Source organism: Nigerium sp. (assembly GCF_039811905.1).
Lineage (GTDB): Bacteria > Actinomycetota > Actinomycetes > Propionibacteriales > Propionibacteriaceae > Propioniciclava.
Genome location: NZ_JBDHZL010000020.1, coordinates 11,660 through 37,511 on the forward strand (window position 1 = coordinate 11,660; position 25,852 = coordinate 37,511).

Below are 25,852 nucleotides of genomic sequence, written 5' to 3' on the forward strand. Positions count from 1 at the left end.
TCCACGAGTTCCGCACAACATTCTGCGTACCCGGTGTGCTCGGAGCGGACATTCACTAAGTTGTGACTCGTGGGAATCGTCCCGCCCCCCTAACTACGAGAGAGGAGGCTGCTGTGAGCGTTGCGAGTACCACCGCCACCGTTCAGCTCACCGCGCCACTGACCGGCATCATGCTGCCGATCGAGCAAGTCCCCGACCCGGTCTTCGCCAAGAAGATGGTCGGCGAGGGCTTCTCGATCGACCCCCTGGAGGGACGACTGCTCGCGCCCATCGCGGGTGAGGTTGCCGACCTCCAGCCGTCGCACCACGCGATCACGATCCGGTCGGCCGAGGGCCTCGAGGTGCTGCTGCACATCGGCCTCGACACCGTGCGGATGCAGGGCGAGGGCTTCACGCCGAAGGTCAAGGAAGGCGATCACGTCGAGGTCGGAGACGAGCTCATCGAGTTCGATCTCGACGTCGTCGCGACGCACGCGAAGAGCGTCCTGACGCAGACCGTCATCGCGAACTCCGACATGGTCGCCTCGCTGACCCCGAGCACGGGCCTGGTCACGGCCGGCAGCGACGTCGCCGCCGAGGTCGTGCTGGCCGAGCAGGAGGAGGGGGACGCCGCGGCGTCCGGCGGCAAGACCGTCACGTCGGAGGCGATCCTCGTGCCGAACCCGACCGGCCTGCACGCCCGCCCGTCCGCCACGCTGGTGAACTTGGCCAAGGGCTTCAAGTCCGATATCCGGCTGCGCCGCGACGACGACTCCGCGAACGCGAAGTCGATCATGTCGATCATGGGCCTCGCCGTCGCGAACGCCGAGAAGATCACCGTCACGGCGACAGGCCCGGACGCCGCGCAGGCGATCGAGGAGATCTCCCAGGCCATCAAAAACGGCCTCGGCGAGGACTGCCCGCCGCTGCCGCTGGGCGGCCAGGACACCGAGGCGATCCCGGCCGTGGAAGCCCCCGTCGAGGAGGAGCCGCAGGAGGACGCCGGCCCCAAGTCCGGCGACTGGAACCTGCTGCTGGGCGTCTCGGCGTCCCCGGGCCTCGGCGTCGGCCAGGTGCTGCAGTTGCGGCACGACGACATCACGGTCGAGGAGTTCGGCGAGGACCACCACAAGGAGCGCCGCAAGCTGAACGCGGCGATCGACCGGGCCACCCTCGACCTGTCCGCCCTGCAGTCGCGGCTGGAGAAGGAGTCGGATCCGGACAAGGCGAAGATCTTCGCCGCGCACGCCGAGATCCTCGGCGACCCTGACCTGCTCGACCTCGCGGTGAGCGCGATCGACAAGGGCAAGAGCGCCCCGTTCGCCTGGCGCGCCGCGTTCAACACGTACGCCGACCGTTTGGCGAACCTCAAGAACGAGGTGCTGGCGGGCCGCGCGAACGACGTCCGCGACGTCGGCCAGCGCGTCTTGGAGGAGCTCACGGGGCAGCGCAGCGAGAAGCCCGAGCTCGCCGAAGGCACGATCCTCATCGCCGAGGAGCTCACGCCGTCCGACACGGCCCAGCTCGACCGCAGCAAGGTCGTCGGGTTCGCCACGACGAACGGCGGGGCGTCCTCGCACGTCGCGATCATCGCCCGCTCGCTCGACATCCCGGCCGTGGCCGGCATCGAGGGCCGCGCGCTCGACATCGCCGACGGCACGAAGGTCGTGCTCGACGGCAGCAAGGGCTCGCTGCAGATGAACGTGACGGACGAGGAGATCGCCCAGATCGTCGAGCGGCAGCATCGCATCGCGGCCCGTAAGGCCGAGGAGGAGTCGCACAAGGACGAGCCGGCCATCACGGCCGACGGCGGGCGTCAGGTGAAGGTCGTCGCCAACATCGGCGGCGTCCAGGACGCGCAGGATGCGCAGACCAAGGGCGCCGAGGGCGTCGGCCTGCTCCGTTCGGAGTTCGTCTTCCTCGGGCGCACCAAGGCCCCGACGGAGGACGAACAGGCGCAGGTCTACGCCGACTGCGCCCGCGCCCTCAAGCCGGGCCAGCCGCTCGTGATCCGCACGCTGGACGTCGGCGGCGACAAGCCGCTGCCGTACCTGCCGATCCCGGCCGAGGAGAACCCGTTCCTGGGCATCCGCGGCGTCCGGGTGGGGCTGGAGCGTCCCGAGGTGCTGCGCGCGCAGTGCCGCGCGATCATGAAGGCCGCCGACGTCGGCGCCGAGCTGAACGTGATGTTCCCGATGATCGCGACGATCGACGACTGGCGCAACGCCAAGCGCATCTGGGACGAGGAGCGCGACAAGCTCCAGATCTCCGCGCACGTGCCGGTCGGCATCATGATGGAGGTCCCGTCGGTGGCCGTCATGGCGAAGCAGTTCGCGGCCGAGGAGGGCTGCGAGTTCTTCTCCGTCGGCACGAACGACCTGACGTCGTACACGCTGGCGATGGACCGCGGCCACCCGAAGCTCGCCCCGCAGGTCGACCCCTGCAACCCGGCGATCCTCGCGCTCATCGGCGGGGCCTGCGACGCTCTGCACGAGCACGGCAAGTGGCTCGGCATCTGTGGCGGCGTGGCGTCCGACCCGCAGGCCGTCCCGGTCTTGGTCGGGCTCGGCGTCGACGAGCTGAGCTGCTCGATCCCGGCGATCCCGTCGGTGAAGGCCGCCGTCCGGTCCTACACGCTCGAGCAGTGCCAGGAGCTGGCGGCGAAGGCCGTCACCTGCCGTACCCCCGCCGAAGTCCGCGAACTCGTCCCGATGGACGAGTGAGCCGGACGCCGTCACAAGATTCAAGGAGAGTGAGACATGTCTACTGCGACAGAGATCGTTGACGCAGTCGGCGGGCCCGAGAACATCACGAGCCTGACCCACTGCGCGACGCGGCTCCGCTTCCAGTTGCACGACGCGTCCGGTGTCGACACCCCGAAGGTGGAGGGCATCAAGGGCGTCATGGGCGCCGTGCCGCAGGCCGGCGAGCGGTACCAGATCATCATCGGCGGGGCCGTCGCGACGGTCTACAACGAGATCATGGGCCTGCCCGAGATGTCCAACATGGGCGCCGCCAGCGCCAGCGGTGGTGGCGGCGGTGCCAAGACGGACGCCGAGATCAAGGCCGAGGCCCGCGCCGGCGGCGTCCGGGGCAAGTTCGCCTGGGTCGACAACTTCTTCGAGTTCCTGTCGGATTCGTTCCGCCCGATCCTCGGAGCCCTGCTGGGCGCGTCCCTGATCATCACGTTCATGGCGCTGATGAGCTCGCTGGGCGTCATCGGCAACTGGGCCGACCCGCGCACGACGCTGCCGCCGGGGTGGGCGTTCATCAACCTGATGTGGAACTCGGTGTTCTACTTCCTGCCGTTGATGGTCGCCTACAACGCCAGCAAGAAGATCGGCGCCGACCCCTGGGTGGGCACGGCGATCATGGGCATGCTGCTCCTGCCCGGCTTCAAGGCGCTCGCCGAGCGGCCCGAGGCCTTCCAGATGCAGCTGTTCGGCAGCGAAGTGCCGACGATCAACATCTTCGGCGTGCCGCTGCTGATCCGCGACTACGGCTCGCAGGTCTTCCCGCCGCTGCTGATGGCCGGGGTGCTGGGCCCGCTCTACAAGGGTCTGAAGAAGATCATCCCCGACAACCTGCAGCTGATCTTCGTGCCGTTCCTGGCGCTCATCATCATGCTGCCGCTCACCGCGTTCCTCATCGGCCCGATCGGCATCTTCGTCGGCGCCGGCCTGGGCAGCATCCTGAGCGCGATCAACACGTTCTCGCCGCTCGTGTTCGCGATCGTCATCCCGCTGGCCTACCCGTTCATGGTGCCGCTCGGCCTGCACTGGCCGATCAACGCGATCATGCTGGCCAACATCGCCTCCACCGGCTCGGACTTCATCCAGGGCCCGATGGGCGCGTGGAACTTCGCCGCCTTCGGTGCGACGGCCGGCGTGCTGGTCCTCGCGGCGCGCGACAAGGACGCGCAGATGCGGCAGACGGCGACCGGCGCCCTGGCGGCCGGCCTGCTGGGCGGCATCTCCGAGCCGTCCCTCTACGGCATCCACCTGCGGTTCAAGCGGATCTACCCGCGCATCCTGGTGGGCTGCCTCGTGGGCGGCGTCATCATCGGCATCGGCGGCGGCCTCAGGACGAACGCGTTCGTCTTCACGTCGCTGCTCACGATCCCGGCGTTCAACAACATCCCGCTGTACGCCATCGCGATCGCGGCGTCGTTCTTCACGACGATGCTGCTGGTCATCTTCTTCGACTACCGCACGCCCGAGCAGAAGGCCGCCGCCCGCGGCGAGCTGGTCGAGGACGAGCCGGAGCCCCGGGTCATCATCGTCAGCGACGTCGAGACCAACCAGGCCAAGCAGTGGCTGGACGCCGTCGGCGGCCGCGACAACGTCGTGAAGGCCGAGCCCGTGGCCGAGACCCGCGTGCGGGTCGAGGTCAAGGACGACGCCGGCGTCAACCAGCAGGCGTTGAAGGACGCCGGCTTGGCCGGCGCAGTCCAGGTGGCACCCCACGTCTGGCACCTCGTGGCCGGGCTCGAGGCGCCGAACTACGCCGAGGCGATGAACCGTCGCCTGGCGAACGCGTCGGCCTGAGGCCGACACCGGCCGGGTCTCCCGGCCGGACAGCCTGACAAGCGGGGCGGGTCCGAGAGGGCCCGCCCCGCTTCGCGCGCGTTCGGCGTCGTGGGAAAGAATGGGCGCATGACCCACGCATGGTTCGACCTGTCCGCCGGCGTGGCCGGCGACATGCTGCTCGGGGCGCTGCTGGACGCCGGCGCACCCCTGGACGCCGTCGGTGCGGCCGTGCGGGCGGTGCTGGGGGACGCGGTGGCGCTGGAGGCGTCCGAGGTGCTGCGCTGCGGCCAGCGGGCGACGAAGGTCGGCGTCCGGGTGCTGGTGGACGACCCGCCGCACCGGCGGTGGGCGTCGCTGCGTCAGGAGTTGGGAGGCGCGGCGCTGCCCGCGGGGACGCGCGAGCGCGCGCTCGCGGCGTTCGGGCGGCTGGCCGAGGCGGAGGGCCGGGTGCACGGGGTGCCCGCGGGCGAGGTGCACTTCCACGAGGTCGGGGCGCTGGATTCGATCGCCGACGTCGTCGGATGCTGCGAGGCGCTGCGGCTGCTGGGGGTGACGTCGGTGGCGGCGGGGCCGATCGCCGTGGGGGACGGGCGGGTGCGCGTCGCGCACGGCGACGTCGCGGTGCCCGTGCCCGCGGTCGCCGAGCTGATGCGCGGGTGGGTCGTCCGCGGGGTGCCGGGTGGCGGGAGGACGGGCGGGCACGCGCACGGGCACGCGGAGGGCGAACGGGACGCCGGCGGGACCGATCATGCGCACGGCCGGGAGCACGCGCACGGCCCGGGGCACGCGGGGGCGTCCGGGCATGGTGCGGCGCACGACCGTCCGGCGCCGGTGACCACACCGGGGGCAGTGGGCGAGCTCGCGACGCCCACCGGCGTCGCGCTGGTGCGGGCGTGGGCCGACCGGTGCGAGCCGCTGCCCGAACTGGCCGTCGGCGCGGTCGGCGTGGGCGCCGGCGGGAAGGACTTCGCGGGGCACCCGAACGTCGTCCGGGTGGTCGTGGGCGAGCGTCCGGACGCCTCCGCGGGAGCGTCCGCCGGGGCTGCCCGACATGCATCGCCGGGGGTCGCCGGGTGGCCCGCCGGGGCCCCCGACGGGCGCGCGGAGGCGTCCGAGCTGGGCGAACTGCGAGCGAACGTCGACGACCTCGATCCGCGCGTGTGGCCTGGCGTCTTGGACGCCTGCCTGGCGGCGGGCGCGGTCGACGCATGGCTCGCGCCGATCGTGATGAAGAAGGGACGCCCCGCGTTCACGGTGCACGCGTTGGCGCGTCCGGACGCCGCGGACGCCGTCGCCGACGTGCTGCTCACGCACACGACGACGCTGGGCGTCCGGGAGGTGGGGGTGCGACGCCGCACGCTGGAGCGCGCGTTCGTCACCGTGGAGATCGACGGGGTGCCGCTCACGGTGAAGGTGGGCGGACGCGCCGGGGCCGTCGTGCACGCCGCCGCCGAGTTCGACTCCCTCGCCGAGGTGGCCGCGCGACTAGGGCGTCCGGAGGCCGAGGTCGCCCAGCGAGCCGCCGCGGCCATCGTCGCGGCGGGCTGGGTGGCCGGGGCTAGGATGCCCGCGTGACGACCCCCCACGGCGACCCCTTCGGTGCGCTGCCGCCGGACGCCGCGGCCGACGCCCGCGCGGTCGCCGCTGAGTTGGCGGCGGCCCTGGGCCCCGCCGGACGCCTCGGCGTCGCGTTCTCGGGCGGGGTGGACTCGGCGGCGTTGCTGGCCGTCGCGGCGCGGGCGCTGGGCCGCGACAGGGTCGTCGCGCTGCTCGGCGTGTCGCCGTCGCTGGCGTCCGACGAGCGGGCGATCGCGCACCGCGTCGCCGCGGAGGCGGGCGCGTCCCTGGTGGAGGTGGAGACGCGCGAGGGCGAGGTGCCCGCGTACCGCGCCAACGACGCCGACCGCTGCTACCACTGCAAGAACGAGCTCTTCACGCGGATCTCCGGCGAGGCCGTCGCCGAGCAGGCGCTCGACGCGGTCGCCTACGGCGAGAACGCCGACGACGCGGTGGCGCCCGACCGGCCGGGCGCGCGGGCGGCGTCCGAGCATCGGGTGCTGCGGCCGCTGGCGGCCGCGGGGCTGGGGAAGGGACGCGTCCGGGCGCTGGCCAGGGCCTTCGGCCTGTCGGTGGCCGACAAGCCGGCGGCGCCCTGCCTGGCATCGCGCATCCCGCACGGGCAGGAGGTGACGCCGGCCAAGCTGCGCCAGATCGAGGACGCCGAGCGCGCGCTGCGGGTGTTGGGGTTCAGCGACTGCCGCGTCCGGCATCACGGCAGCGTCGCGCGGCTGGAAGTGCCGGCCGGCGAGCTGGGGCGGTTCGGCGACGAGGCGGTGCGGGCGGAGGCGCTGCGGGCGATCCGGGCGGCGGGGTTCAGCTACGTCGCGGTCGACCTGGCCGGGCTGCAGTCGGGGGCGTTCACGCTGCAGGTGATGGGGCGGGCGTCCGGGGGGACGGGCGGGCGTCCGGAGGCCGGGCGCCGTGGCTGACGACGACATCGCCGACCTCGATCTCGACCGCGGACGCCGGCGCGGCGGCTTTCCCGAGGCGGTGTACTGCGAAGGGAAGTCGGTCGCGCAACTCGCGGAGATCGCGGCGCGGGTGGGGCGGCGTCCGGACGTGGTCACGATCTTCACGCGCGCCGACGACGCGCGGGCGGCGGCCGTGCTGCGCGTGCTGCCGGACGCCTTCCACGACCCGCTCGCGCGGCTGCTGGTGTGGCCGCCGGGGCGTCCGGAGCCGACGGGGGAGTCGGTGGTCGTCGCGTGCGCCGGGACATCCGACCTGCCGGTCGCGCGGGAGGCGCTGCTCACCGCACGGCACCTGGGGCGTCCGGCGGAGCTGGTGGTCGACGTCGGCATCGCCGGGCTGCATCGCACCTTGTCGAAGCTGGAGATCTTTCGGGAGGCGTCCGCGATCGTCGTGGTGGCCGGCATGGACGGGGCCCTGCCCGGACTGATCGCGGGTCTCGTGGCGGCTCCGGTGATCGCGGTGCCGACATCGGTGGGGTACGGGGCGTCGTTCGGAGGCGTCGCGCCGCTGCTGACCATGCTGAACGCCTGCGCGCCCGGGGTGGCGGTGGTGAACATCGACAACGGCTACGGCGCCGGACATCTCGCGGCTCAGATCGCGGCCCCTCGCTAGTGGGCGTTTCTACCTGACACTCTCCACAGTCTGGTGTGGAGAATGCCACACGGGGTCGACGGCGCAGGGGGTCACGACCAACGGAAGCGGCGGGCGTCCGGCATTCATGCGGACGATGTGCTCCAACTGCGCCACGAACGCACCCGGCCCCTCGACCAGCGTGGTCGGCGTGACGCCGACCACCACCACTCCGAACTCGCGCAGGCGGTTGTCCTTCTCGACGGTCGCCGCCCACAGATCCCGTCCGTCGGCGGCGAAGCCCTCGTGAAACTGCCGGGAGTGCACCTGCACCGCGACTCCCGCATCGTCGAAGTAGGCGTCCGGACGGCCGACGAAGCGACCGTCGAGCGTAGCCAACCGCGGATTCGCCAGCATGGCAGGGAGGGTCTCGCTCGACGCGACGAGGTCCGCCAGCCGCTTCTCCGGCACCGACCACGCGCCGGCCCGGAAGGCGCGCACGGCGTCCCCGATCGCGAGTATGCGCTGGTGATTCGACGAGATGAGCTCGCGCTCGACCGCGTCGGGCGCCGTCAGCCCGCGTTGGAGGGCGCTGATGGTGAGGGCCTGCAGGCTCGACCGCGGGTATTCGGCGTAGAGCCCGAGGTCCGCCAGGGCCCGCGCCACCCCGACGGTCGGGACGCCCTCGATCGGCTCGGCCACCCACGCGGTGCGCGTGCGGGCCAGCGTCACGCCGCGGAAGGAGCGGCGGCGTCCGGCGGCGCGGGTGAGAAAGCGGATGAAGTCAGGTGGGCCCGGCAACGGGACGCCGTGGGCGCGCAGCGCCATCGCGCCGGTCAGCGCCGTGCCCGGGCCTGCCCACAGGTGTGCGGCCACGAGCAGTTGTTGGTCGGTCAGGGTCCCGCGGTGTTCGCAGTAGACCCTCGGAAACAGGCGCACGCCCCGGTGGGCGGCGAAGTGCTCGATCATGCGGTCGCTCCACCCCGCGTCGTGCAGTTCCCGCGTGGTCGCGAGGCCAGGGTGTTGGGGCGAGAGCGGGAAGGGTTTCACGGCGGCTCCTTCGAGATGCGGTTCTACCTACGATGGGAGCGCGCGGGCGTTTCGTGTCACCGACGTTGAAACTGTGGATAACCCTGTCCCGGCCGCGCGACCGGGCGTCCGGGGTGTGTGACGTTCTCCACCGCCCGCGGTGGAGAACGTCAGGTAGAAACGCCCACGGGTCAGCGGTCGAGGTACGCCAACGTCCGCAGGCCGCGCTCGAGGTGCCAGGAGACGAAGGCGGCGATGAGCCCGGACGCCTGCCTCCGGACGACGTCCGTCGCCTCCCTCGTCGCCGGCCAGTCGCCGCTGATCAGGGCGCACAGGTAGTCCAGGGTTCCGGGGGCGAGCAGCGCGGACGCCGGCGGCCGGCACCGCCGGCACACCATCCCCCCGGACGCCGGCGAGAACGCCTCGTGCGGCCCCGGCGCCCCGCAGACCGCGCATTCGGCCAGGGCCGGCGCGAAGCCGGCCGTCGCCACCGCGCGGAGGAGGTAGGCGTCCATCACCATCGAGGCGGGCCGCGGCCCGTCCGACGTGCCCGACGTCAGCGCGTGCAGCGCCCCCACCAGCAGCGAGAACTGCCGCGCGGACGGCTGCCCCTCCTCGGAGACCAGCCGGTCCGCCGTCTCCAGCAGGACCTCCCCGGTCGTGTAACGCTCGTAGTCGGAGCACAACGGCTCGGAATACGCGTGCAGCGTGACCGCCTCGGTGATCACGTCGAGAGTGCGACCCGTGGCGAACTGCACATCCACATGACTGAACGGCTCCAGCCGCGCCCCGAACTTCGACGACGTCCGCCGCACGCCCCGCGCGACCGCGCGCACCTTGCCGTGCCGCCGTGAGAGCACGGTGACGATCCGGTCCGCCTCACCCAGCTTGTGGGTGCGCAGCACCACGGCTTCGTCACGGTAGGTCGGCACGGCGTCCATTCTTCCATCGCCGACGGACGCCTCCGCGCAGCCCGGCCGGTGGCCGGGCCCGGCGCGTCGGGAACCCTGCCGCCTCCGGGGACGCCGACCTCAGGACGCCGCCGCGCACGACGCGCACAGGCCGTACAGCTCGACCTCGTGGTCGACGGACGTGAACCCGTGCCGCCCTGCCAACGCGGCCACGACGTCTTCGAAGTTGGGGAACTCGACCTCGACCGTCCGCCCGCACCGGCGGCAGATGAGGTGATGATGGTGATGCTCGGCGCACCGCCGGTAGGCGGCCTGGCCGTCCGGCGTCCGGACGACGTCGACCTCCCCGGCGTCCGCCATCGCCTGCAGGTTGCGGTACACGGTCGCGAGGCCGACCCCGTCGCCGCGGCCCCGCAGCAGGTCGTGCACCTCCTGCGCCGTGCGGAACTCCTCGAGCCCGTCGAGCACGTCGGCGACCGCGGTGCGCTGCCGTGTGTGCCGCCGGCCCGTGGACGAGGTCATGGGGCCGTGTATACCCCCCGCCGGGGGCGCGTGCAAGGCGCCTCCGGACGCCGCCCCGGCCGGCCTGCTAGCGTGCGCGCATGTTCGTGATCGTCCGGTTCGCCGTGCCGCTCGACCGCGCCGACGACTTCGAGGCCCGCGCCCGCGCCGCCGCCGACTTCTTCGCCGGACGCCCCGGCTGCGAGTCGGCGGAGATCGGCAAGAACGTCGACGACCCCGAGCTCTGGGCGCTCGTCACCCGCTGGGCCGACGTCGGCTCGTACCGCCGCGCCTACAACGGCTACGAGGCGAAGATGACGCTCATGCCGCTGCTCAACGAGGCCATCGACGAGCCGACCGCCTACGCGGACGCCGCCGACGTCGGCTTCAACGTGCCGCGCGGCTCGGCCTGAGCGGCGACCACCGCAGGCCGCGGACGCTACGAAACCCGAAGCGAACGCCAGATCCCGTCGCACTCGGCCTTGCTGCGCGCGTCGCCGATCGCCGACACCGTCAGGACGCCGCTGTTCTCCTGGTCGTTCGGCTGCAGCACGACGACCGTGACGTCGTCGCCGGAGTACCGCTGGCCGTCGACGAGCACCTGGCCCGCCAGCCGCCACCCCGGAACCCCGTTCACGGTGATGGCCTGGCTGCGCTGCAGCACCGCCCGCGCCGGCGCGAGCCCGTAGTTGCGCTGCGCGTTCCACGACCACAACTCCAGCGCGACCTGCTGCGCCGACGTGCCCTCGTCGGCCTCGATCGACCCGGCCATCACGACGGTCTGCCACGTGTCGCCGAGCGGGCGGTACCGCATGGCCCCGCACCCGGTCCATTCGGGCTGGTCGCCCGCCTGCCACGACCCGGGCGTCGTCACGCGGGCGTGCCCGTCGCCGATCGTCGTGCCGGACGCCGGCAGGTTCGGGCAGGACGCGACCGGCCGCGCGCTCGCGCCTGGGCTGGTCTGGACGGGCTCCGGCGAATCCGGCGGGATGGTCAGCGACGGCTGCGCGGTGGGCTGCGGCGGGATCGGGAACTCCGTCCACTCCGGGTCGGGCTGCGTCGGCGTCGCGACGGGCCCCGCCGAGCTGTCGGGGCCGCGGAGCAGCCCGGGCGCGAGGCCGAACAGACTGACCACGACCGCGAGGACCAGCAGCCCGCTCAGCCCCACCAGGACGATCGCGGCGACGGACCGGCGCCGGGGGCGTCCGGACTCGCGCGGCTCGCCCCGCGCGTACCACGGTGTCTCCTCGCTGGGGCCCTGCCAGGGCGGAACGGGGGGCTGCCCGCCGGACGCCTGCGCACCGCCCGACTGCACGCCGGTCAGGTGGGCCCCGGTGGGGGCGGCGGCCCCACCCGCTGCCCCGGCGTCGCCCTCGGCCCCGGACGCCCCGGGGCCCTCGGCCCCGGACGCCCCGCGCGCCTCGGCGAACGAGGGCCCGGCGTGCGGGGACGCCGCCGGCTCGATGAGCGTGGGCGGCCCGTCGTCGCCCGCCGGCGGGATGAGGGTCGGCCCGGTGGACGCGTCGCCGGGCAATGGACGGGTGCGGTCGGTCCACGACCCCCCGTCCCACCACCGCAGGCGCCCGGGCGTGCCGTCAGGATCGTCGTACCAGCCGGCCTCGGGCATCGGACACCTCCTCGCGGAAACGCGGACAGTCTAGGCGAGGCGTCCGACATTTCCGGGGCGCGTAGGGTGGGTCGCCGAACAGGAGGGCGCATGTCGTTGAGTTTGAGCGCGCCATCGCGTCCGGACGCGGTGGTCAGCGAGACGCCGGTGGTGCTCGCGCCGATGGCCGGCATCACCAACCCGGCGTACCGGCAGCTCTGCCTCGAGCAGGGGGCCGGGCTCTACGTGTGCGAGATGATCACGTCGCGCGGGGTCGTCGAGCGGATCCCCAAGACGTTCGACATGCTCCGCTTCGCGCCCGGCGAGACGACCCGGTCGGTGCAGCTCTACGGCGTCGACGCGGGCGTGATGGCCGACGCGGCGCGCATCCTGTGCGAGGAGTTCGGCGTCCACCACATCGACCTGAACTTCGGCTGCCCGGTGCCCAAGGTGACCCGGCGCGGCGGCGGGGGCGTGCTGCCGTGGAAGGCCGACCGGCTGGCGTCCATTCTGCGCGCGACCGTGCGCGCGGCCGACGCGTACGGCGTCCCGGTGACGATGAAGACCCGGCTGGGCATCGACGACGACCATCTGACGTTTTCCGATGCCGGTCGCATCGCGGAGGACGCCGGCGTCGCCGCCATCGCCCTCCACGCCCGGACGGTCAAGCAGGCCTACGCCGGGCAGGCGCGCTGGGAGACGATCGCCGAGTTGGTGGACTCCGTGAGCATCCCCGTGCTCGGCAACGGCGACATCTGGGAGGCCGCCGACGCGCTGCGCATGGTCGAGCAGACCGGCTGCGCGGGCGTCGTGATCGGGCGCGGGTGCCTGGGGCGTCCGTGGTTGTTCCGCGACCTCGCGGACGCCTTCGCCGGACGCCCCCACCGCACCCTGCCCACGCTGGGCGAGGTGGCGGCGACGGTGCGTCGCCACGCGGTGCTGCTCGCCGAGCTGCAGGGGGAGCGCTGGGGGCTCACCGACCTGCGCAAGCACATGGCCTGGTACTTCAAGGGGTTCCCGGTGGGCGGGGAGATCCGCCGCGGGCTCGGCCTGGTGTCGAGCCTGGCCGATCTGGACGCCCAACTCGCCAAGCTGGACCCGGACGTCCCGTTCCCGACCGAGGCCCTCGGCGAGCCCCGCGGGCGCCAGGGGACGCCGCGGGAGCGGGTCGTGCTGCCCTACGGCTGGCTCGACTCGCGCGAACTCGGCGACGAGGATCTCTCGGCCGCCGAGTCCGACGTGTCGGGGGGCTGACGGACGCCGCTACGCGAGGGTCCGGATGGCCGGCATCATCGCGACCATCATCAGGATGAAGCCGATCACCGGAGCGAGGACGCCGAGGACGATCGCGCCGAGTGCGGGCCGGCGCCCACGGCGCTGCACGAACGCGACGATGCCCACGATCCAGCCGATGATGCCGACGATCGAGCTGAACGCGATCGCCGTCATCCAGGGCGAGAACTGCTGCGCCAGCGCCATGACCTGCGGGTCGTTCATGTTCGGCTGCTCGCCGCGCGCGATGCCGGGCTGCAGGAGGGCGATCTGCCCGCCGAACACCCCCAGCTGATACATAGCGATGCCGAGGATGATCGCGCAGACCACCACGAGGCCGAGGGCGATCTGGCCGACGAGGCTCGGCTTGTCTTTCGGCGCGTAGGGGTTCTGGTAGCCGGACTCGGGGTACTGCTGGGGGTAGCCGGCCTGAGGGTAGCCCTGCTGGTAGCCGCCCTGCTGATAGCCCTGGTCGTACCCCTGCTGGCCGTAATTCTGCTGGCCGTAGCCCTGGTTGTACTGGCCGTTGTACTGGTTGTGGTACGCCGGGTCGTACCCCTGCTGGTCGTACTGGTAGGGCTGCTGGCCGTACCCCTGCCCGTACTGGCCCTGGTCGTATTGACCCTGCGGGTACGAGCCCTGCTCGTATTGCCCCTGCTGGTACTGGCCCTGCGGGTACTGCTGGGCGGCGTCCTGGTTCTCGGGGGTTCGCGGATCGCGCTCGCCGGAGGGCCTGCCGGCCTCGTGGGAGCCCGGGTTCTGGGTGTCGCTCATGGGTACGTCCTTGTCTGACCGGGAAGGGGAGTGTCTGAGCCATGGTTGCATGCCCGGCCAAGCGGTGGGGGCAGCGGCACGTGTCGGACCCGTTTGGAATGATGGCCCCATGGACGACCTCTCACCGCGCGCGCGGGCCTGGGCGACGACGATGCGGGGGCACCCCGGGTCGGGTCTGGTGCGCGCCCACGCCGACTCGGCGGCGTCCCTCGGCATCGAGGCGCCCCTCGGGCGGGTCGCGCGCGAAGAGCGCGAGCGGGCCCTGCTGAGCCCCGGCGCCACGTTCGCGCACGGGGCGGGCAACCGGGCGCGTCCGGAACAGCCCGACATCGAGCGCACCTGCTTCGAGCGGGATCGGGATCGCATCGTCCACTCGGCGGCGTTCCGGCGCCTGGCGGGCAAGACGCAGGTGGTGGTCCATCCGGCCGACCACGAGCGCACGCGCCTCACCCATGCGCTGGAGGTCGCGCAGGTGGCCACGTCCATCGCGCGCGGCGTCGGGGCGAACGTCGCGCTGGCCGAGGCGATCGCGCTCGGGCACGACTGCGGGCACGGGCCGGGCGGGCACGCGTCGGAGGACGCGTTCGATGCGTTCCTGCCCGGCGGGTACGACCATGGGCCGTGGGGGGCCGACGTCGTGCTGACGCCGCTGAACCTGTGCCTGGAGACGCTCGACGGCATCCGCAACCACTCGTGGTCGCGCCCGGCGCCCGCGACCGTCGAGGGCGAGATCGCGTCGTGGGCCGACCGCATCGCCTACTGCGCCCACGATCTGGAGGACGCGGTGTACGCCGGCATCGTCTCGCTGGCCGACCTGCCACCCGAGGTCGTCGAGGTGGCGGGGGCGACGCGGCGCGAGCAGTTGGCGACGTTCATCCGGTCGGTGATCCGCACGGCGGCGTCCACGGGGCAGGTGGGGATGGACGGGGAGACGGCGTCCGCGCTGGCCGCCCTGCGCTCGTTCAACTACGTGCGCATCTACACGCGGCCCGAGTCCGTTGCGCAGTCGGACGCCGTGGTCGCCGTGCTGCGCGCCCTCGTCGAGTACTACCTCGCCGACCCCGGACGCCTCCCCGGCTACGCCGGCGAGGAGGGGGACGCGCTGGTGCGCGCCGTCGTCGCCTACGTCGGCGGCATGACCGACCGCTTCGCGTTCGACACGGCCGTCGAGCGGCTCGGGTACGACCCGGCCCGGCTGCCGCGGGGCATCGGGCGGGGCCGCTAGGGCGTCCGGACGGGGGAAGGGGGCCGCGGCTAGGGCTGGAGCGATTCGGCGAGGTCGGGAGGCAGCAGCAGGGCGCGCTCCATCAGGGAGGCGGCGGTCGTGACCGTGAGCGCCTGCCCGGCCATGACGCCGATCAGCACGAGCACCTGCGCGGCGCCGGCCTGCAGCGGTGACCCGCCGCCCAGCAGGACGCCGATGAACGCCCCCGGCAGCGTCACCAGCCCGACCGTGCGGGTCTGGTCGAGGTTCGGGATGAGGGCCTCGGCGACGACGGGGGCCAGCACCCGGCGGATGCTCTCCCGCCGCGTGAAGCCGAGCGCGAGCGCGGCCTCGTAGATGCCCCGGTTCTCGCGGAGTTCGGCGAAGCAGCGGCGTCCCGCGAGGGTGTGGCCGGTCATCATGTTGCCGATCACGATGCCGCCCAGCGCCACGATCGACACGCCGTTCAGCGGCGCCGCGCCGGTGACGAAGACGAGGGCGAGCACCGGGACGACGCCGGCCGCCATGGCCACGACGGTCCACGGCCAGGCGCGGCGGGCCCCGACGCGGGACGTCGTCGTCCAGACGCCCACGCTGAACATGAACGCCGAGAACGCCAGCGCGCCCCAGATCGACTGCACGGCCACGGTGATGACGAGGCTGACCGCGGCCAACTGCACGATCGCGCGGACGGCGGCGAACGCCTGCGCGCGGGCCAGCCCGAGCCCGGCCGCCCGGCTCGTGACCGTGGCGATCGCCACGAAGAGCACCAGCGCGACGAGGAGCCCCCAACCGACGGTGACGGTCATGCCAACCTCCTACGAAACACCCTAGCCACCGTCCGGGTGCGGCGTGGCATCGGCCGCGGGTGCGAGCCCGGGGGTGCGCCGCGCCACGAACGCGACGAACCGGGACGCCGCGGGCGTCAGCGCGCGGTCGGTGCGCCAGGTGAGGCCGATGTCGCGGGCGGCGCCGTGGTCGGTCAGCCGGACGCCGACGCTGCCGGACAATCCCACGAACGCCTGCGGGACGATCGCGACGCCGAGCCCGGCCGCGACCAGACCCTCGATGGTCGCGAGGTCGGCGCTCTCGAAGGTGACGGGCGGGGCGACGCCGGCGTCCGCGAGGAGGCGGTCGGTGAGGATCCGGTAGCCGAACCCCGGCAGGACGCAGACGAAGCCGACGTCCGCCAGCTCGGCGAGCGCGACCGAGCGCCGCGTGCGCAGCGGGTGGCTCGGCGGCACGATCAGCGTCAGCCGGTCGTGCTGCAGGGGGATCCATTCGTCGGCCGGGCCCGCGGTGGCCCCCGACGTGACCGCGACGTCGGCGGCCCCCGTCAGCAGGTCGGCCTCGATCTCGTGGCCCGGCTCCTGCCGCAGCTCGATGCGGACGCCGGGCGCCTCGGCGTGGAAGTCGCGCAGCAGCCGGGGCACGAGGGTGGTCGCCATCGAGTCGAGAAACGCCAACCGGACGACCCCGGAGTCGGGGTTGAGCGCCCGGGCGACGTCGTCGGTGAGGCGCCGGTAGCGCTCGGTGAGGTCGCGCGCGGCGGCCACCACGAGCTCGCCGAGGGGGTTGAGGACGACGCCCGTCGGCGTCCGGGTGAGCAAGGGGGCTCCGATCTCGGACTCCACCCGGGCCAGAGCCCGCGAGACGGTGGGCTGCGGGACGCCGAGGCGCGCGGCGGCGTCCGTCACGTGGCCCTGCTCGGCGACGGCCACCAGCCAGGTCAGATCGCGGATGCGCACCCCCGCACGATACGACAAACGCATTGAGAAGGTGTGAGATGCACATTGGACGCATGACTGTCCCCGGCGGAGCCTGGGGGAGTGAGCACCGACATCGACACTCCCACCGAGACCGCGACCCCCTCGCCCGGGGCCGGCCACCGGCCCGGCACGTGGCCGTACGTGCGGATCGTCGCGGCCCTGTTCGTCGCCGGCCTGGCCACGTTCGCCCTGCTGTACAGCACGCAGGCGGTGCTGCCCGACCTCGCCGCCGCGTTCGGCCTGACGTCGGGCGCCAGCACCCTCGCCGTCTCGGTGACGGCCGCCGGGCTCGGCGTCGCGCTGCTGGTGGCCGGCCCGATCTCGGACCGCCGGGGGCGCACCGCGCTGATCCACACCTCGCTCGCCGCGTCCGCCGTGGTGGCCGGGCTGTGCGCGCTCGCGCCGACGTGGCCGGCCCTGCTGGGCCTGCGGTTCGCCGAGGGAGTCGTGCTCGCCGGGCTGCCGGCCGTCGCGACGGCCTACCTGCGCGAGGAACTGCACCCGGCGTCCCAGGCCCGCGCAGCGGGCCTCTACATCGGCGGGACCGCCCTGGGCGGCATGACCGGACGCCTGCTCACCGGCGCCGTCGTGGACGCCGCCGGCTGGCGCTGGTCCCTGGGCGCCGCCGCCCTCCTGGGCGTGGTCTGTGCGGTCGCGGTCCGGCTGCTGCTGCCGGCCTCCCGGCGGTACGAGCCGGTGGCGCGCGGGGAGGCGGGGCTGTGGACGCTGTTCCGGGCGGCGTGGTCCGACCGCGTGCTGGTGGGCCTGTATCTGATCGGCGGGCTCGCGATGGGCGCGCAGGTGGCCACGTTCAACACGATCGGGTTCCGGCTGACGGCCGCGCCCTTCGGGCTCAGCCTGGCCGCGGTGAGCCTGTTGTTCTGTGTGTACCCGGTGGGCTCGGTCTCCTCGATGGTGGCCGGACGCCTCGCCGATGCGTTCGGCTACCGGGCCGTGCTCCCGATCGGCTCGCTGATCGCGATCGCGGGGCTCGCCTTGACGCTGTCGGGCTCGCTGCCGGTGATCGTCGTCGGGCTGGCCCTCGTGGTGGCCGGGTTCTTCGTCGTGCACGGCGTCGCCAGCGCCTGGGTGCCGGTGCGCGCGTACGCCGCGGGCATCGCGACCGCGCAGGCGGCGTCGCTGTACCTGTTCAGCTACTACCTGGGCTCGTCGGTCTTCGGGACGCTGGCCGGCACCGCCTACGGGGCCTTCGGCTGGCTCGGCGTCGTGGGCGAGAACGCGGCCCTGTTCGTGGGGGTGGGCGTCCTGGCGTACTTCCTCAAGCACTCCGAGGCGCTGCCCGCGCGCGGCTGAGTGAGCGGCCCGGGTCCGGACGCCTGCGTACCGGCTGGCCGGACGCGGGCGTCGCGGCGTGCGAGACGCCCGCGGACGGGCGTGTCGGACGCCCGCGTCCGGGCGTGTCGGGCGCCTGCGCGGCGGGCCCCGGGATTTGTCGGCGGCGGCCGTTACGCTGGCGTCCGTGACGAGGGCAGGGGAGCCGGGGGTGGCCCGGGCGGGGTTCCGGGTCGTGCGGCGCCGGGTCGAGACCGGGGCGGTGATCTTCGCCGCCGTGGCCTTCTCCTACTGGCTGAACCAGGCCCTGAGGGAGCCGTACAACTCGTTCCGCATCGACGTGCGCGTCTACCAGGCGGGGGCGCAGGCGGTGCTGGCCGGGCGTCCGCTGTACGAGCCGGTCTTCGTCGAGTTGTTCTTCGTGTACCCGCCGTTCGCGGCGCTGGCGTTCCTGCCGATGGCGCTGGTCGACCTCGGGGTGCTCGGCTCGCTGTGGATCGTGGTGAACGCCGTGCTGACGGTGTGGACGGTCGGCATGGTGACGCGGGAGTCCCGCGGCGCCGGGTCGATCGTGACCCGCGGGGCGACGGCGTTCTTCGGGTTCGGCTTCCTGCTGCTACTCGTGCCGCTGGCCGACACGTTCTGGCTCGGGCAGATCAACGTCGTGATCATGGCGCTCGTCGTGCGCGATCTCGTGGCACTCCGCGGCCCGCCGCGCGAGCGGCGCTGGGCCGGCGTCGGCATCGGCCTGGCCGCCGGGCTGAAGCTGACGCCGTTGCTGTTCGTCGTGTTGCTGCTCGTGTCGCGGCGATGGCGGGCGGCGGCGGTGGCGTCCGGCACGTTCGCGGCGACGGTGCTCGTGGGCTTCCTCGTGCTGCCGCGCGACGCCTGGCAGTTTTGGACCGTCGCGGTCCGCGACACCCGCCGCATCGCGCCGAGCACGTGGATCGTGAACCAGTCGCTCGACGGGGTGCTGGCCCGGTTGGCCCCCGGCGCACCCGGGTGGGTCTGGCTCGCCGGCGCCGCCGCCGTGTGCCTGGCCGCGCTTTGGGTGGGCGGCCGCCTGGTGAACCGGGGGCTGCCCGTGCTCGGGGCCGGCGTGGTGGGGGCCGCGTCGTGCGTGGCCGCGCCGTTTTCGTGGGAGCATCACTGGATCTGGCTGGTCATCCTCGTGTGGTGGCCGCTCGTCGCCGCGCTGGTCGGGGCGATCGCCGGCGATCGGCGCTGGCCGTGGTGGCTGGGGTGGGGCGTCGCCACGCTGCTGCTGACGGCGCGCTACGACCGTGACGGCCACGCGATCGGCACGTTCGCGTTCGGGGGCGCCGACGGCGCGAGTTGGTGGACCGCGTCGTACCCCCTGGGCGCCGTCGCCGTCATCGCGACGCTCTGCGTGGCCGAGCTGGCCGGGCGCGGCGCCCGGCGTCCCCACGGGCCGCTGCCGCCGGTGCCCGAGGGGGTCGGGGCGGGGGTGGGTGACCGGGCCGGGGTCGCCGACGGGCCCGGCCCCTCACCCGGGGGGCCGCCGTGATGTCCGTGGATGCCGCCGCCGACGAGCTCTACGGGCTCGAGCCGTCGGCCTTCGTGGCCCGCCGCGACGACCTCGCCAGCCAGGCGCGGGCCGAGAAGCGCCGCGACGTCGCGGCGGCGATCAAGAAGCTGCAGCGCCCGGTGGTGTCGGCCTGGTACCTGAACCTGGCGGCCCGCGACAAGCTGGTGAGTCTCGTCGCCTATCTCCGGTTCGCGCGCGATCTGCACGACGCCCGGGCCGCACACGACTCCGGCCGAGCGCTCGCCCTGAGCCGCGAGCGCTCGGCGCGGGAGGGCCGCGTCCTCAGCGATCTTGCCCGCTTCCTGCTGGAGCGGGGCGTCCGGCCGTCGCCGACGGCGCTGGAGGAGGTGCGGGGCACCCTGCGCGGGCTGCTCGACGACGCGGCGGCGGTCGAGGTGGTGGCGTCCGGACGCCTCGCGCGGCCCGTCCCGCAGGGCGGGTCGGGCGAGCAGTCGCTCGCCGAGGCGTTGGCGGCCATGGTCGGCCCGGGGGCGCTGACGCGGTTGGACGCGGCCGATGCGGCGCCGGGCGAGGCGTCCAAGGGGGCCGAAGCCGAGGCCGAAGCCGAGCGCCGGCGGGCCGCGGAGGAGGAGCGGCGGGCCCGCGAACGCGCGGAGGCGGTCGCCGCCGCCCAGCGGAGGGTTCTCGCCGCGCGGCGGGAGGCGTCCCAGGCCGAGCAACGCCTCAAGGACGCCCTGGCCCGCGCCGACCTCGCGCGGCGCCGCGTCGAGGAGGCGCGACGGGCCGTCGACCAGGCCGAGAGCGCGGCCGCGCGGGCGGCGTCTGGGGAGGAGGGCGGCGCGGCACCCGGGTGACCGACGAGCGCGCGCACGAGCGCTGGGGTGGGCGTCCAGGGCCAGGTGCCGCGGGGTTCGCGACGCCGGCCCGGCGGGCTCCCGGGGCCGTCCGGGGCGCCGGGCTAGACTGCACCCCGTGGCAGGGCTGATCAACGAGGAGGACCTCACGACGGTCCGGGAGCGCTCGCGGATCGAAGACATCGTCGGCTCCTTCGTCACCCTGCGCAACGCGGGCGGCGGGTCGCTGGTGGGCCTGTGCCCGTTCCACGACGAGAAGACGCCGAGCTTCCGCGTGACGCCGGCCAAGGGCTTCTACTTCTGCTTCGGCTGCGGCGAGGGCGGCGACGTCATCAAGTTCGTGCAGAAGATCAACAACATGGGCTTCACCGAGGCCGTCGAGTGGCTGGCCGACCGGGCGGGCGTCCAGTTGCGGTACACCGAGGGCGGCGGGCCGCGCGTGGAGCCGGGGCTGCGCATGCGCATCCTCGAGGCGAACGCGGCCGCCGCCGACTTCTTCGCGCGCCAGTTGCACACGCCGGACGCCCTGAAGGGCCGGCAGTTCCTCGACGGGCGCGGCTTCACCCAGGAGCACGCGGAGCGGTTCGGCATCGGGTTCGCGCCGCGCGGCGGACACGACCTGCGCGACTACCTGCTCGCCAAGAACTTCAGCGCGGAAGACCTGGTCAAGGCCGGGTTGGTCCGCGAGAACGGGTGGGACTTCTTTCAGGCGCGCCTGCTCTGGCCGATCCGGGACGCCGGCCGCTCCGTGCTCGGCTTCGGCGCCCGCCGGCTCTTCGACGACGACCGGATGCCGGCCAAGTACCTCAACACCCCCGAGACCGTCGTCTACAAGAAGAGCCACGTGCTCTACGGCCTCGACCTGGCGCGGCAGCAGATCGGCAAGAAGAACCAGGCGGTCGTCGTCGAGGGCTACACCGACGTGATGGCCTGCCACATCGCCGGCGTCGACACCGCCGTCGCGTCGTGTGGCACCGCCTTCGGGGACGATCACGGCCGGCTCATCCAGCGGCTCATGACCGCCGACGCGATGAACGGCGAGGTCATCTTCACGTTCGACGGCGACCAGGCCGGTCAGAACGCCGCCATGAAGGTGTTCAACTCCGACACGAACTTCATCGCCCAGACCTACGTGGCCGTCGAGCCGACGGGGCTCGACCCGTGCGACCTGCGCCTCCAGCACTCGGACGCCGCGGTGCGCGAGCTGGTCGCCCGGCGCGTCCCGCTGTACCGGTTCGTGATGAAGAACACCGTCGCCCGGTTCGACCTCGATCGCGCCGACGGACGCCTCGCCGCCGTGCGCGCGGCGGCGCCGCTGATGAAGAGCGTCCGGGATTCGTCGCTGGTGACGGCGTACCTGCGCGAGCTGGCGGGCATGGTCGGCATGAACCCCGACGAGGTCCGGGCGGAGGTGACGCGGGCGAACAACCGTCCGCCGGCGGAGACGCGCGGGCGCGCCGAGGCCGAGCCGGAGGCGTCCGGGCAGACGGCGATGACCGCCCTGCCCGACCCGCGCGACCGGCGGCTCGAGGTCGAGCGCGGCACGCTCAAGCTGGCCGTGCAGCAGCCTCAGTGCTTCGACGCCGACTGGAACGGCATCACCCCCGACGACTTCACGAACCCCGCCTACCGGCGGGTGTTCGAGCTGGTCAGCCAGGTGGATCGGGCGACTCCGGGATGGCCGCAGCAGGTACTGGACGCCGTCGGCAACCCGGTCGGGGAGCAGTTGATCATCGCGCTGTCGGTGGAGTCGCTGCTGCGCGAGCCGTCGACCCTGTACGCCCACGAGTACGCCGCCCGGCTGCGGCTGCTGACGGTGACGCGGGCGATCGCCGATGTGAAGTCGAAGCTCCAGCGCACGAACCCGCTGGAGCACCAGTCGGAGTACAACAAGATGTTCGCCCGGCTGCTCGAGTTGGAGGCGCTGCGGCGCGACCTCCAGGCGCAGGCCATCGGGGAAGCCTGACGCATCGTCCGGCGGCGGTCAACCCTGTCGCGAACATCGATGTCTACATGGTGTTGCCCCTCGTCGGGCTGTGAATAGCGCTCCAGGACGCCGCCGCGTCCCCATCGTGGTGGGCATGACCATCACCTTTGATTTCACCGTCGACGTCCCCACCCGCGCGGAGGAGCAGGCCCTCGCGTGCGCCATCGAGGCCGGCCTCCTGGCCGGCGCGCTGCGACGCTCGCGGGAGGCGCCGGCGTCCGGGTTCGGCGAGGGGGCGCGGGGCCGGGGGCCGGCGCCGATCGGGTCCGGACGCGGACAGGTCGGGCGCGGGCGGGCCGGGCGGGTCAGCCCGACGGACGCCGAACTCGACGCCCTCGTCGCCGACGGCGAGCGCGCCTGGCGGCGCATGATCTGCGGCAACCTGCGGCTGGTCAGCCTGGTCGTGCGACGGTATGCGCGGCGGGCCGACCTGGACTCCGACGAGCTGTTTCAGGAGGGCGTCCTCGGGCTGATCGAGGCACTGCGGCGGTTCGACCACACGCGCGGGGCGGCGTTCGCGACGTTCGCGCTGCCGTGGATCCGCATGCAGGTGATGAACGCCGTCGTCACGAAGTGCGGTCTTCTCGGGGTGCCGGTGAGCCGGGCGCGGGAGCAGCGGCAGGTGCGGGCGACGCGGTACCGGTTGACGACGGCGCTCGGGCGGGAGGCGTCCGCCGAGGAGTTGGCCGGCGAGCTGGGGCGTCCGGTGGCGTGGGTGGAGCGGGCGCTCGCCGACGCGCCGCCGGTGTCGCTGCAGGCGCTGCGGGCGTCCGGGGTGGAGCCCGAGCAGCCGGCCGCGGAGGACTGGCGGCACCTGCCGCAGATGCTCACGGTGCTGGGGCGGGAGGAGCGGGAGGTGATCGTCCGGAGGTTCGGTGTCGGCCACCCCGAGATGAGCTACACCGAGGTCGCGGACGCCCTGGGCGTCAGCACGTCGACGGTCCGGCGCCGCGAGAAGGCGGGCCTCGGACGCCTCCGCGACCACGTTCTCCGCGACGAGCTGGCGTGCGTGGGCTAGGGGGGATCGGGCCCGTGAGCGTGCCGGGGCGCCGTCCGCACGCCGGCGCGGAGCCACCGAGGCGCCCCTCGAACGCGATGGAAGAATGGCGGGGTGAAGATGTTCGATCGAGGCGGGCTGCCCGCCGAACTGTACGACGGATTGTCCGCGTTCGTGGCCGAGGAGGGCGGCCGGCGTCCGCGCGTGCTGGCGTGGGGGCAGGGCCCGGACGCCGTGGCGGTCGGGCTGGCCGACCGGCTCGTCGTGGGTCCGGAGCCGTGGCGAGCCGTGCCGTGGCACGAGATCCAGCGCGGCGGCTGGGACTTCGACACCCGGACGCTGCGCTGGCGCACCGTGTCCGACCCGGCGACGGAGGAGAAGCTCGCCCTCGAGAACCCGGGCCAACTCCCCGAACTGTTCCGCGAACGCGTCGAGCAGACGATCGTGCTCCAACGGACCGTCGAACTCACCGGCTCCAAGACCGTCATCGTGTCGGCGCGCCGGTCGCTGGCGCCGGGGGCGTCCGGGGTGATCTGGAGCGTCTCGCCCGGCCGCGGCACCAACCTGCGTGACCCCGCCCTCGCCGAGGCCGCGGAGGCGGAGCTCGCGCACATCCGAGCCGACTGGGCGTTCTGAGAAAGACTCTGGTACAGTCGACTCTCGCGTCGAGCGATCCCCTGTAGCTCAATCGGCAGAGCATCTGACTGTTAATCAGAGGGTTATAGGTTCAAGTCCTATCGGGGGAGCCAAGCACAACACGAAGTGGGCCCAGCTGAAGCTGGGCCCACTTCGTGCGTTCACCGGGTGATGTTCACCTTCGTGCCGGGTTCGACATACAGGTGCGACTTGGTGCCCACCTGGCCGACGCACTGGTGGAACGTCATGCCCGCGGCGGCTCTGGTGACATACCAGGAATGCGTCGACGACGGTGCCGTGCGGGACGGTTTGGGGTAGCTCGTGCAGTACAGCAGCGAGGAGCGCGAACGCACCGTGAACTCGCTCTTCGCCTGAGTTCGCGAGTTCATCTCGGCGCGGCACCGCGTCAGGACGGAGCCGCCCGACCCCTCCAGCAGCGCGAAGCCGTACTGCCCATTGGCGGTAGCGACACACCCATCCATCACCAGTCGGCCGGCCGTGTGGACCCCGCTGACGCTGTTGCGGCTGAACGTCACCCCGTGGATCACCGATCCAGCGGCGGCCGCGGACGCCGTGAGACCCGTGCCCGTGTTGCCGCTCACCGACCCTCCGGTGACGGCGGCCGGGGCCAGCAGGTTGAGACCGCCCGCGTGATTCGCGCCGATGCGGTTGCGCAGCAAAACCAGTCCGGCGGAGCGGCACTCGACGCCAACCCCGCCGTTACGCTCCACGACCGAGTCGCGGACCGTCCAGAGCGCCGGGCCACGTCCGCCGACGACGGAGAGGACGCCGCGGCGTCCGTTGCCGGTGATCGTGCAGCGGGTGAACGTCGCGCGAGAAGTGGAGTTCGCGACTTGCACCAGGCACACCCCGCCGTTGAGGTTGCCGGACATCGTGCAGTCCTCCACGACGAGGCCCTCGACGTTGCCGCGACCGGGATTGGGTTCGACATCGATCCCGAAACCGGGGGCGGTGACCTTGATCTTGCCGGTGTTCGACATGGTCGACTTCGTGATGCGCGTTCCGGTGGAGGCGACGATGGAAATGCCCTGTCGCCGGTTGTAGTCGCAGCGGACCCGATTGATCGTGATTCCTGTCTGATTCGGCGCGTTGACATAGATGCCGTCGCCCCAGCATTCGGCAATCCGGACGTTGTCGACGCGTGCGCCCCGCGCGCCGTCCCGGATCGAGATGCCGTGGCCCCACTCGCCGGTGGTGCCGCGGTGGGTACGCACGTCTCCGATGATCTGTCCGCCGATGACGGCCGTATTCGGCGCCGTCATGAGCACGGCCGCGTAATTGGTCGCGGCGTTGGGGATCACCTTCAGGGTCGCCCCGGTGAGCACCAAGCGGGTGCCGGCGGTGGCCAGCTTGATGGATGCCACGGCGTCCACCAGGTAGGGGGTGGCCGAAGGACGCAGCACCAGGGTTGCCCCGGGATGCGCCGCGATGGCCCGGTTGACGGCCGCGGTGACGTTCCGACCGGGAAGAACCCCGTAGCGAGAGGCCAGGTCGATCGTCGGTGCCGCGGTGGCCTCGGGCGCCATCACGACCTCGTGGCCGATCGCAAGCGCCGGGGCGAGCCCGAGCCCCAACCCCACCAGGCGACGTCGGGAGAGCGCGGGGCTGCGCTGCGAAGAGATCAAAGAATTATCAGGTGCTAATCCCTGCTGAGCTTCGCTCTTGTTCTTCCGTGAGGGCTGCGGATGAGTTGTTGGCGAGACGCGCGAGGATGACGGGGCTGAGCGAAATGTCATGCGATGGTCCTAATGAGCGCGGCATTCGAGCCGGTTCGACGAGTTTCGCCGAATGTAAACCCTCTATTTCCATTCGCCCAATCGATCTCGCAAAAGGACAGTGAACCGGGCGCGACTAAAAGCGCAATGGATTGCCATTTGT

At 72.9% G+C, this 25,852-nt stretch carries 22 protein-coding genes and 1 tRNA gene; 15 read left to right on the plus strand and 8 right to left on the minus strand.

Features of this window, described 5'->3' with window-relative positions; genetic code table 11:
- The first annotated feature begins 113 nt into the window (after positions 1-113).
- From ptsP to larB, 5 genes are all read left to right on the plus strand, one after another.
- Positions 114-2,702, plus strand: a complete 2,589-nt coding sequence (ptsP, locus tag WMJ97_RS05845) for a phosphoenolpyruvate--protein phosphotransferase (protein ID WP_347348038.1) — start codon at positions 114-116, stop codon at positions 2,700-2,702.
- 36 nt (positions 2,703-2,738) lie between these two features.
- The gene (locus WMJ97_RS05850; protein ID WP_347348039.1) at positions 2,739-4,526 is read left to right on the plus strand and encodes a PTS transporter subunit EIIC; all 1,788 of its coding nucleotides are present in this window, start codon (positions 2,739-2,741) and stop codon (positions 4,524-4,526) included.
- Between the two features lie 108 nt (positions 4,527-4,634).
- Positions 4,635-6,083: a LarC family nickel insertion protein gene (locus tag WMJ97_RS05855; protein ID WP_347348040.1), complete on the plus strand. Its 1,449-nt coding sequence runs from the start codon at positions 4,635-4,637 to the stop codon at positions 6,081-6,083.
- Positions 6,080-6,997 (plus strand): ATP-dependent sacrificial sulfur transferase LarE, encoded by a 918-nt coding sequence (gene larE, locus WMJ97_RS05860; protein WP_347348041.1) that lies wholly within the window; start codon positions 6,080-6,082, stop codon positions 6,995-6,997. Before WMJ97_RS05855 ends, larE begins: the two co-directional genes overlap by 4 nt.
- Positions 6,990-7,652, plus strand: a complete 663-nt coding sequence (gene larB / locus WMJ97_RS05865) for a nickel pincer cofactor biosynthesis protein LarB (RefSeq protein ID WP_347348042.1) — start codon at positions 6,990-6,992, stop codon at positions 7,650-7,652. The genes larE and larB overlap by 8 nt, the downstream gene beginning before the upstream one ends.
- Positions 7,653-7,661: 9 nt before the next feature.
- On the opposite strand, the gene WMJ97_RS05870 is transcribed toward larB, so the two are convergent.
- The 3 genes from WMJ97_RS05870 to WMJ97_RS05880 all read right to left on the minus strand — a co-directional run bounded on the left by WMJ97_RS05870 (position 7,662) and on the right by WMJ97_RS05880 (position 10,072).
- Positions 7,662-8,660, minus strand: coding sequence for a hypothetical protein (locus WMJ97_RS05870; RefSeq protein ID WP_347348043.1), 999 nt, complete (start codon positions 8,658-8,660; stop codon positions 7,662-7,664).
- Positions 8,661-8,830: 170 nt separating this feature from the next.
- Positions 8,831-9,571, minus strand: coding sequence for a DNA repair protein RecO (gene recO / locus WMJ97_RS05875; protein ID WP_347348044.1), 741 nt, complete (start codon positions 9,569-9,571; stop codon positions 8,831-8,833).
- 99 nt (positions 9,572-9,670) lie between these two features.
- Complete coding sequence (locus WMJ97_RS05880) at positions 9,671-10,072, minus strand: Fur family transcriptional regulator (protein WP_347348045.1); 402 nt, start codon at positions 10,070-10,072, stop codon at positions 9,671-9,673.
- Positions 10,073-10,152: 80 nt separating this feature from the next.
- On the opposite strand from WMJ97_RS05880, the gene WMJ97_RS05885 reads away from it, so the two are divergent.
- Positions 10,153-10,464, plus strand: coding sequence for an antibiotic biosynthesis monooxygenase (locus WMJ97_RS05885; protein ID WP_347348046.1), 312 nt, complete (start codon positions 10,153-10,155; stop codon positions 10,462-10,464).
- A 26-nt stretch (positions 10,465-10,490) separates the two neighbouring features.
- Here the strand turns inward: WMJ97_RS05885 and WMJ97_RS05890 are convergent, their stop codons facing one another.
- Positions 10,491-11,678 carry a DUF2510 domain-containing protein gene (locus tag WMJ97_RS05890; protein WP_347348047.1) on the minus strand — a complete coding sequence of 396 codons (1,188 nt, stop codon included), beginning with the start codon at positions 11,676-11,678 and terminating at the stop codon, positions 10,491-10,493.
- A gap of 90 nt (positions 11,679-11,768) precedes the next feature.
- Here WMJ97_RS05890 and dusB point away from each other — a divergent pair, with 90 nt between their 5' ends.
- On the plus strand, positions 11,769-12,911 hold the full coding sequence (dusB, locus tag WMJ97_RS05895; RefSeq protein WP_347348048.1) for a tRNA dihydrouridine synthase DusB: 1,143 nt from the start codon (positions 11,769-11,771) through the stop codon (positions 12,909-12,911).
- Positions 12,912-12,920: 9 nt separating this feature from the next.
- On the opposite strand, the gene WMJ97_RS05900 is transcribed toward dusB, so the two are convergent.
- Positions 12,921-13,703: a hypothetical protein gene (locus WMJ97_RS05900; RefSeq protein WP_347348049.1), complete on the minus strand. Its 783-nt coding sequence runs from the start codon at positions 13,701-13,703 to the stop codon at positions 12,921-12,923.
- 109 nt (positions 13,704-13,812) lie between these two features.
- On the opposite strand from WMJ97_RS05900, the gene WMJ97_RS05905 reads away from it, so the two are divergent.
- Positions 13,813-14,928 (plus strand): HD domain-containing protein, encoded by a 1,116-nt coding sequence (locus tag WMJ97_RS05905; RefSeq protein ID WP_347348050.1) that lies wholly within the window; start codon positions 13,813-13,815, stop codon positions 14,926-14,928.
- A gap of 29 nt (positions 14,929-14,957) precedes the next feature.
- On the opposite strand, the gene WMJ97_RS05910 is transcribed toward WMJ97_RS05905, so the two are convergent.
- Both WMJ97_RS05910 and WMJ97_RS05915 read right to left on the minus strand, forming a co-directional pair.
- Positions 14,958-15,680 carry an ABC transporter permease gene (locus WMJ97_RS05910; RefSeq protein ID WP_347348060.1) on the minus strand — a complete coding sequence of 241 codons (723 nt, stop codon included), beginning with the start codon at positions 15,678-15,680 and terminating at the stop codon, positions 14,958-14,960.
- A gap of 57 nt (positions 15,681-15,737) precedes the next feature.
- The gene (locus tag WMJ97_RS05915; protein WP_347348051.1) at positions 15,738-16,655 is read right to left on the minus strand and encodes a LysR family transcriptional regulator; all 918 of its coding nucleotides are present in this window, start codon (positions 16,653-16,655) and stop codon (positions 15,738-15,740) included.
- An 81-nt stretch (positions 16,656-16,736) separates the two neighbouring features.
- Between WMJ97_RS05915 and WMJ97_RS05920 the strand changes: the two genes are divergently transcribed.
- The 7 genes from WMJ97_RS05920 to WMJ97_RS05950 all read left to right on the plus strand — a co-directional run bounded on the left by WMJ97_RS05920 (position 16,737) and on the right by WMJ97_RS05950 (position 24,066).
- Entirely contained in the window at positions 16,737-17,990 is a 1,254-nt protein-coding gene (locus WMJ97_RS05920) for an MFS transporter (protein WP_347348052.1), read from the plus strand.
- 166 nt (positions 17,991-18,156) lie between these two features.
- Positions 18,157-19,497 (plus strand): glycosyltransferase 87 family protein, encoded by a 1,341-nt coding sequence (locus WMJ97_RS05925; RefSeq protein WP_347348053.1) that lies wholly within the window; start codon positions 18,157-18,159, stop codon positions 19,495-19,497.
- Positions 19,494-20,333: a hypothetical protein gene (locus WMJ97_RS05930; RefSeq protein ID WP_347348054.1), complete on the plus strand. Its 840-nt coding sequence runs from the start codon at positions 19,494-19,496 to the stop codon at positions 20,331-20,333. Before WMJ97_RS05925 ends, WMJ97_RS05930 begins: the two co-directional genes overlap by 4 nt.
- 118 nt (positions 20,334-20,451) lie before the next feature.
- A complete protein-coding gene (dnaG, locus tag WMJ97_RS05935; RefSeq protein WP_347348055.1) occupies positions 20,452-22,299 on the plus strand; it encodes a DNA primase in 1,848 nt (615 codons plus the stop codon).
- 115 nt (positions 22,300-22,414) lie between these two features.
- A complete protein-coding gene (locus WMJ97_RS05940; RefSeq protein ID WP_347348056.1) occupies positions 22,415-23,338 on the plus strand; it encodes a sigma-70 family RNA polymerase sigma factor in 924 nt (307 codons plus the stop codon).
- Between the two features lie 93 nt (positions 23,339-23,431).
- Entirely contained in the window at positions 23,432-23,953 is a 522-nt protein-coding gene (locus tag WMJ97_RS05945; RefSeq protein ID WP_347348057.1) for a hypothetical protein, read from the plus strand.
- A 37-nt stretch (positions 23,954-23,990) separates the two neighbouring features.
- Positions 23,991-24,066, plus strand: a tRNA-Asn gene (locus WMJ97_RS05950).
- Between the two features lie 48 nt (positions 24,067-24,114).
- Here WMJ97_RS05950 and WMJ97_RS05955 read toward each other — a convergent pair.
- Positions 24,115-25,599: a right-handed parallel beta-helix repeat-containing protein gene (locus WMJ97_RS05955; RefSeq protein ID WP_347348058.1), complete on the minus strand. Its 1,485-nt coding sequence runs from the start codon at positions 25,597-25,599 to the stop codon at positions 24,115-24,117.
- Between the last annotated feature and the right edge of the window lie 253 nt (positions 25,600-25,852).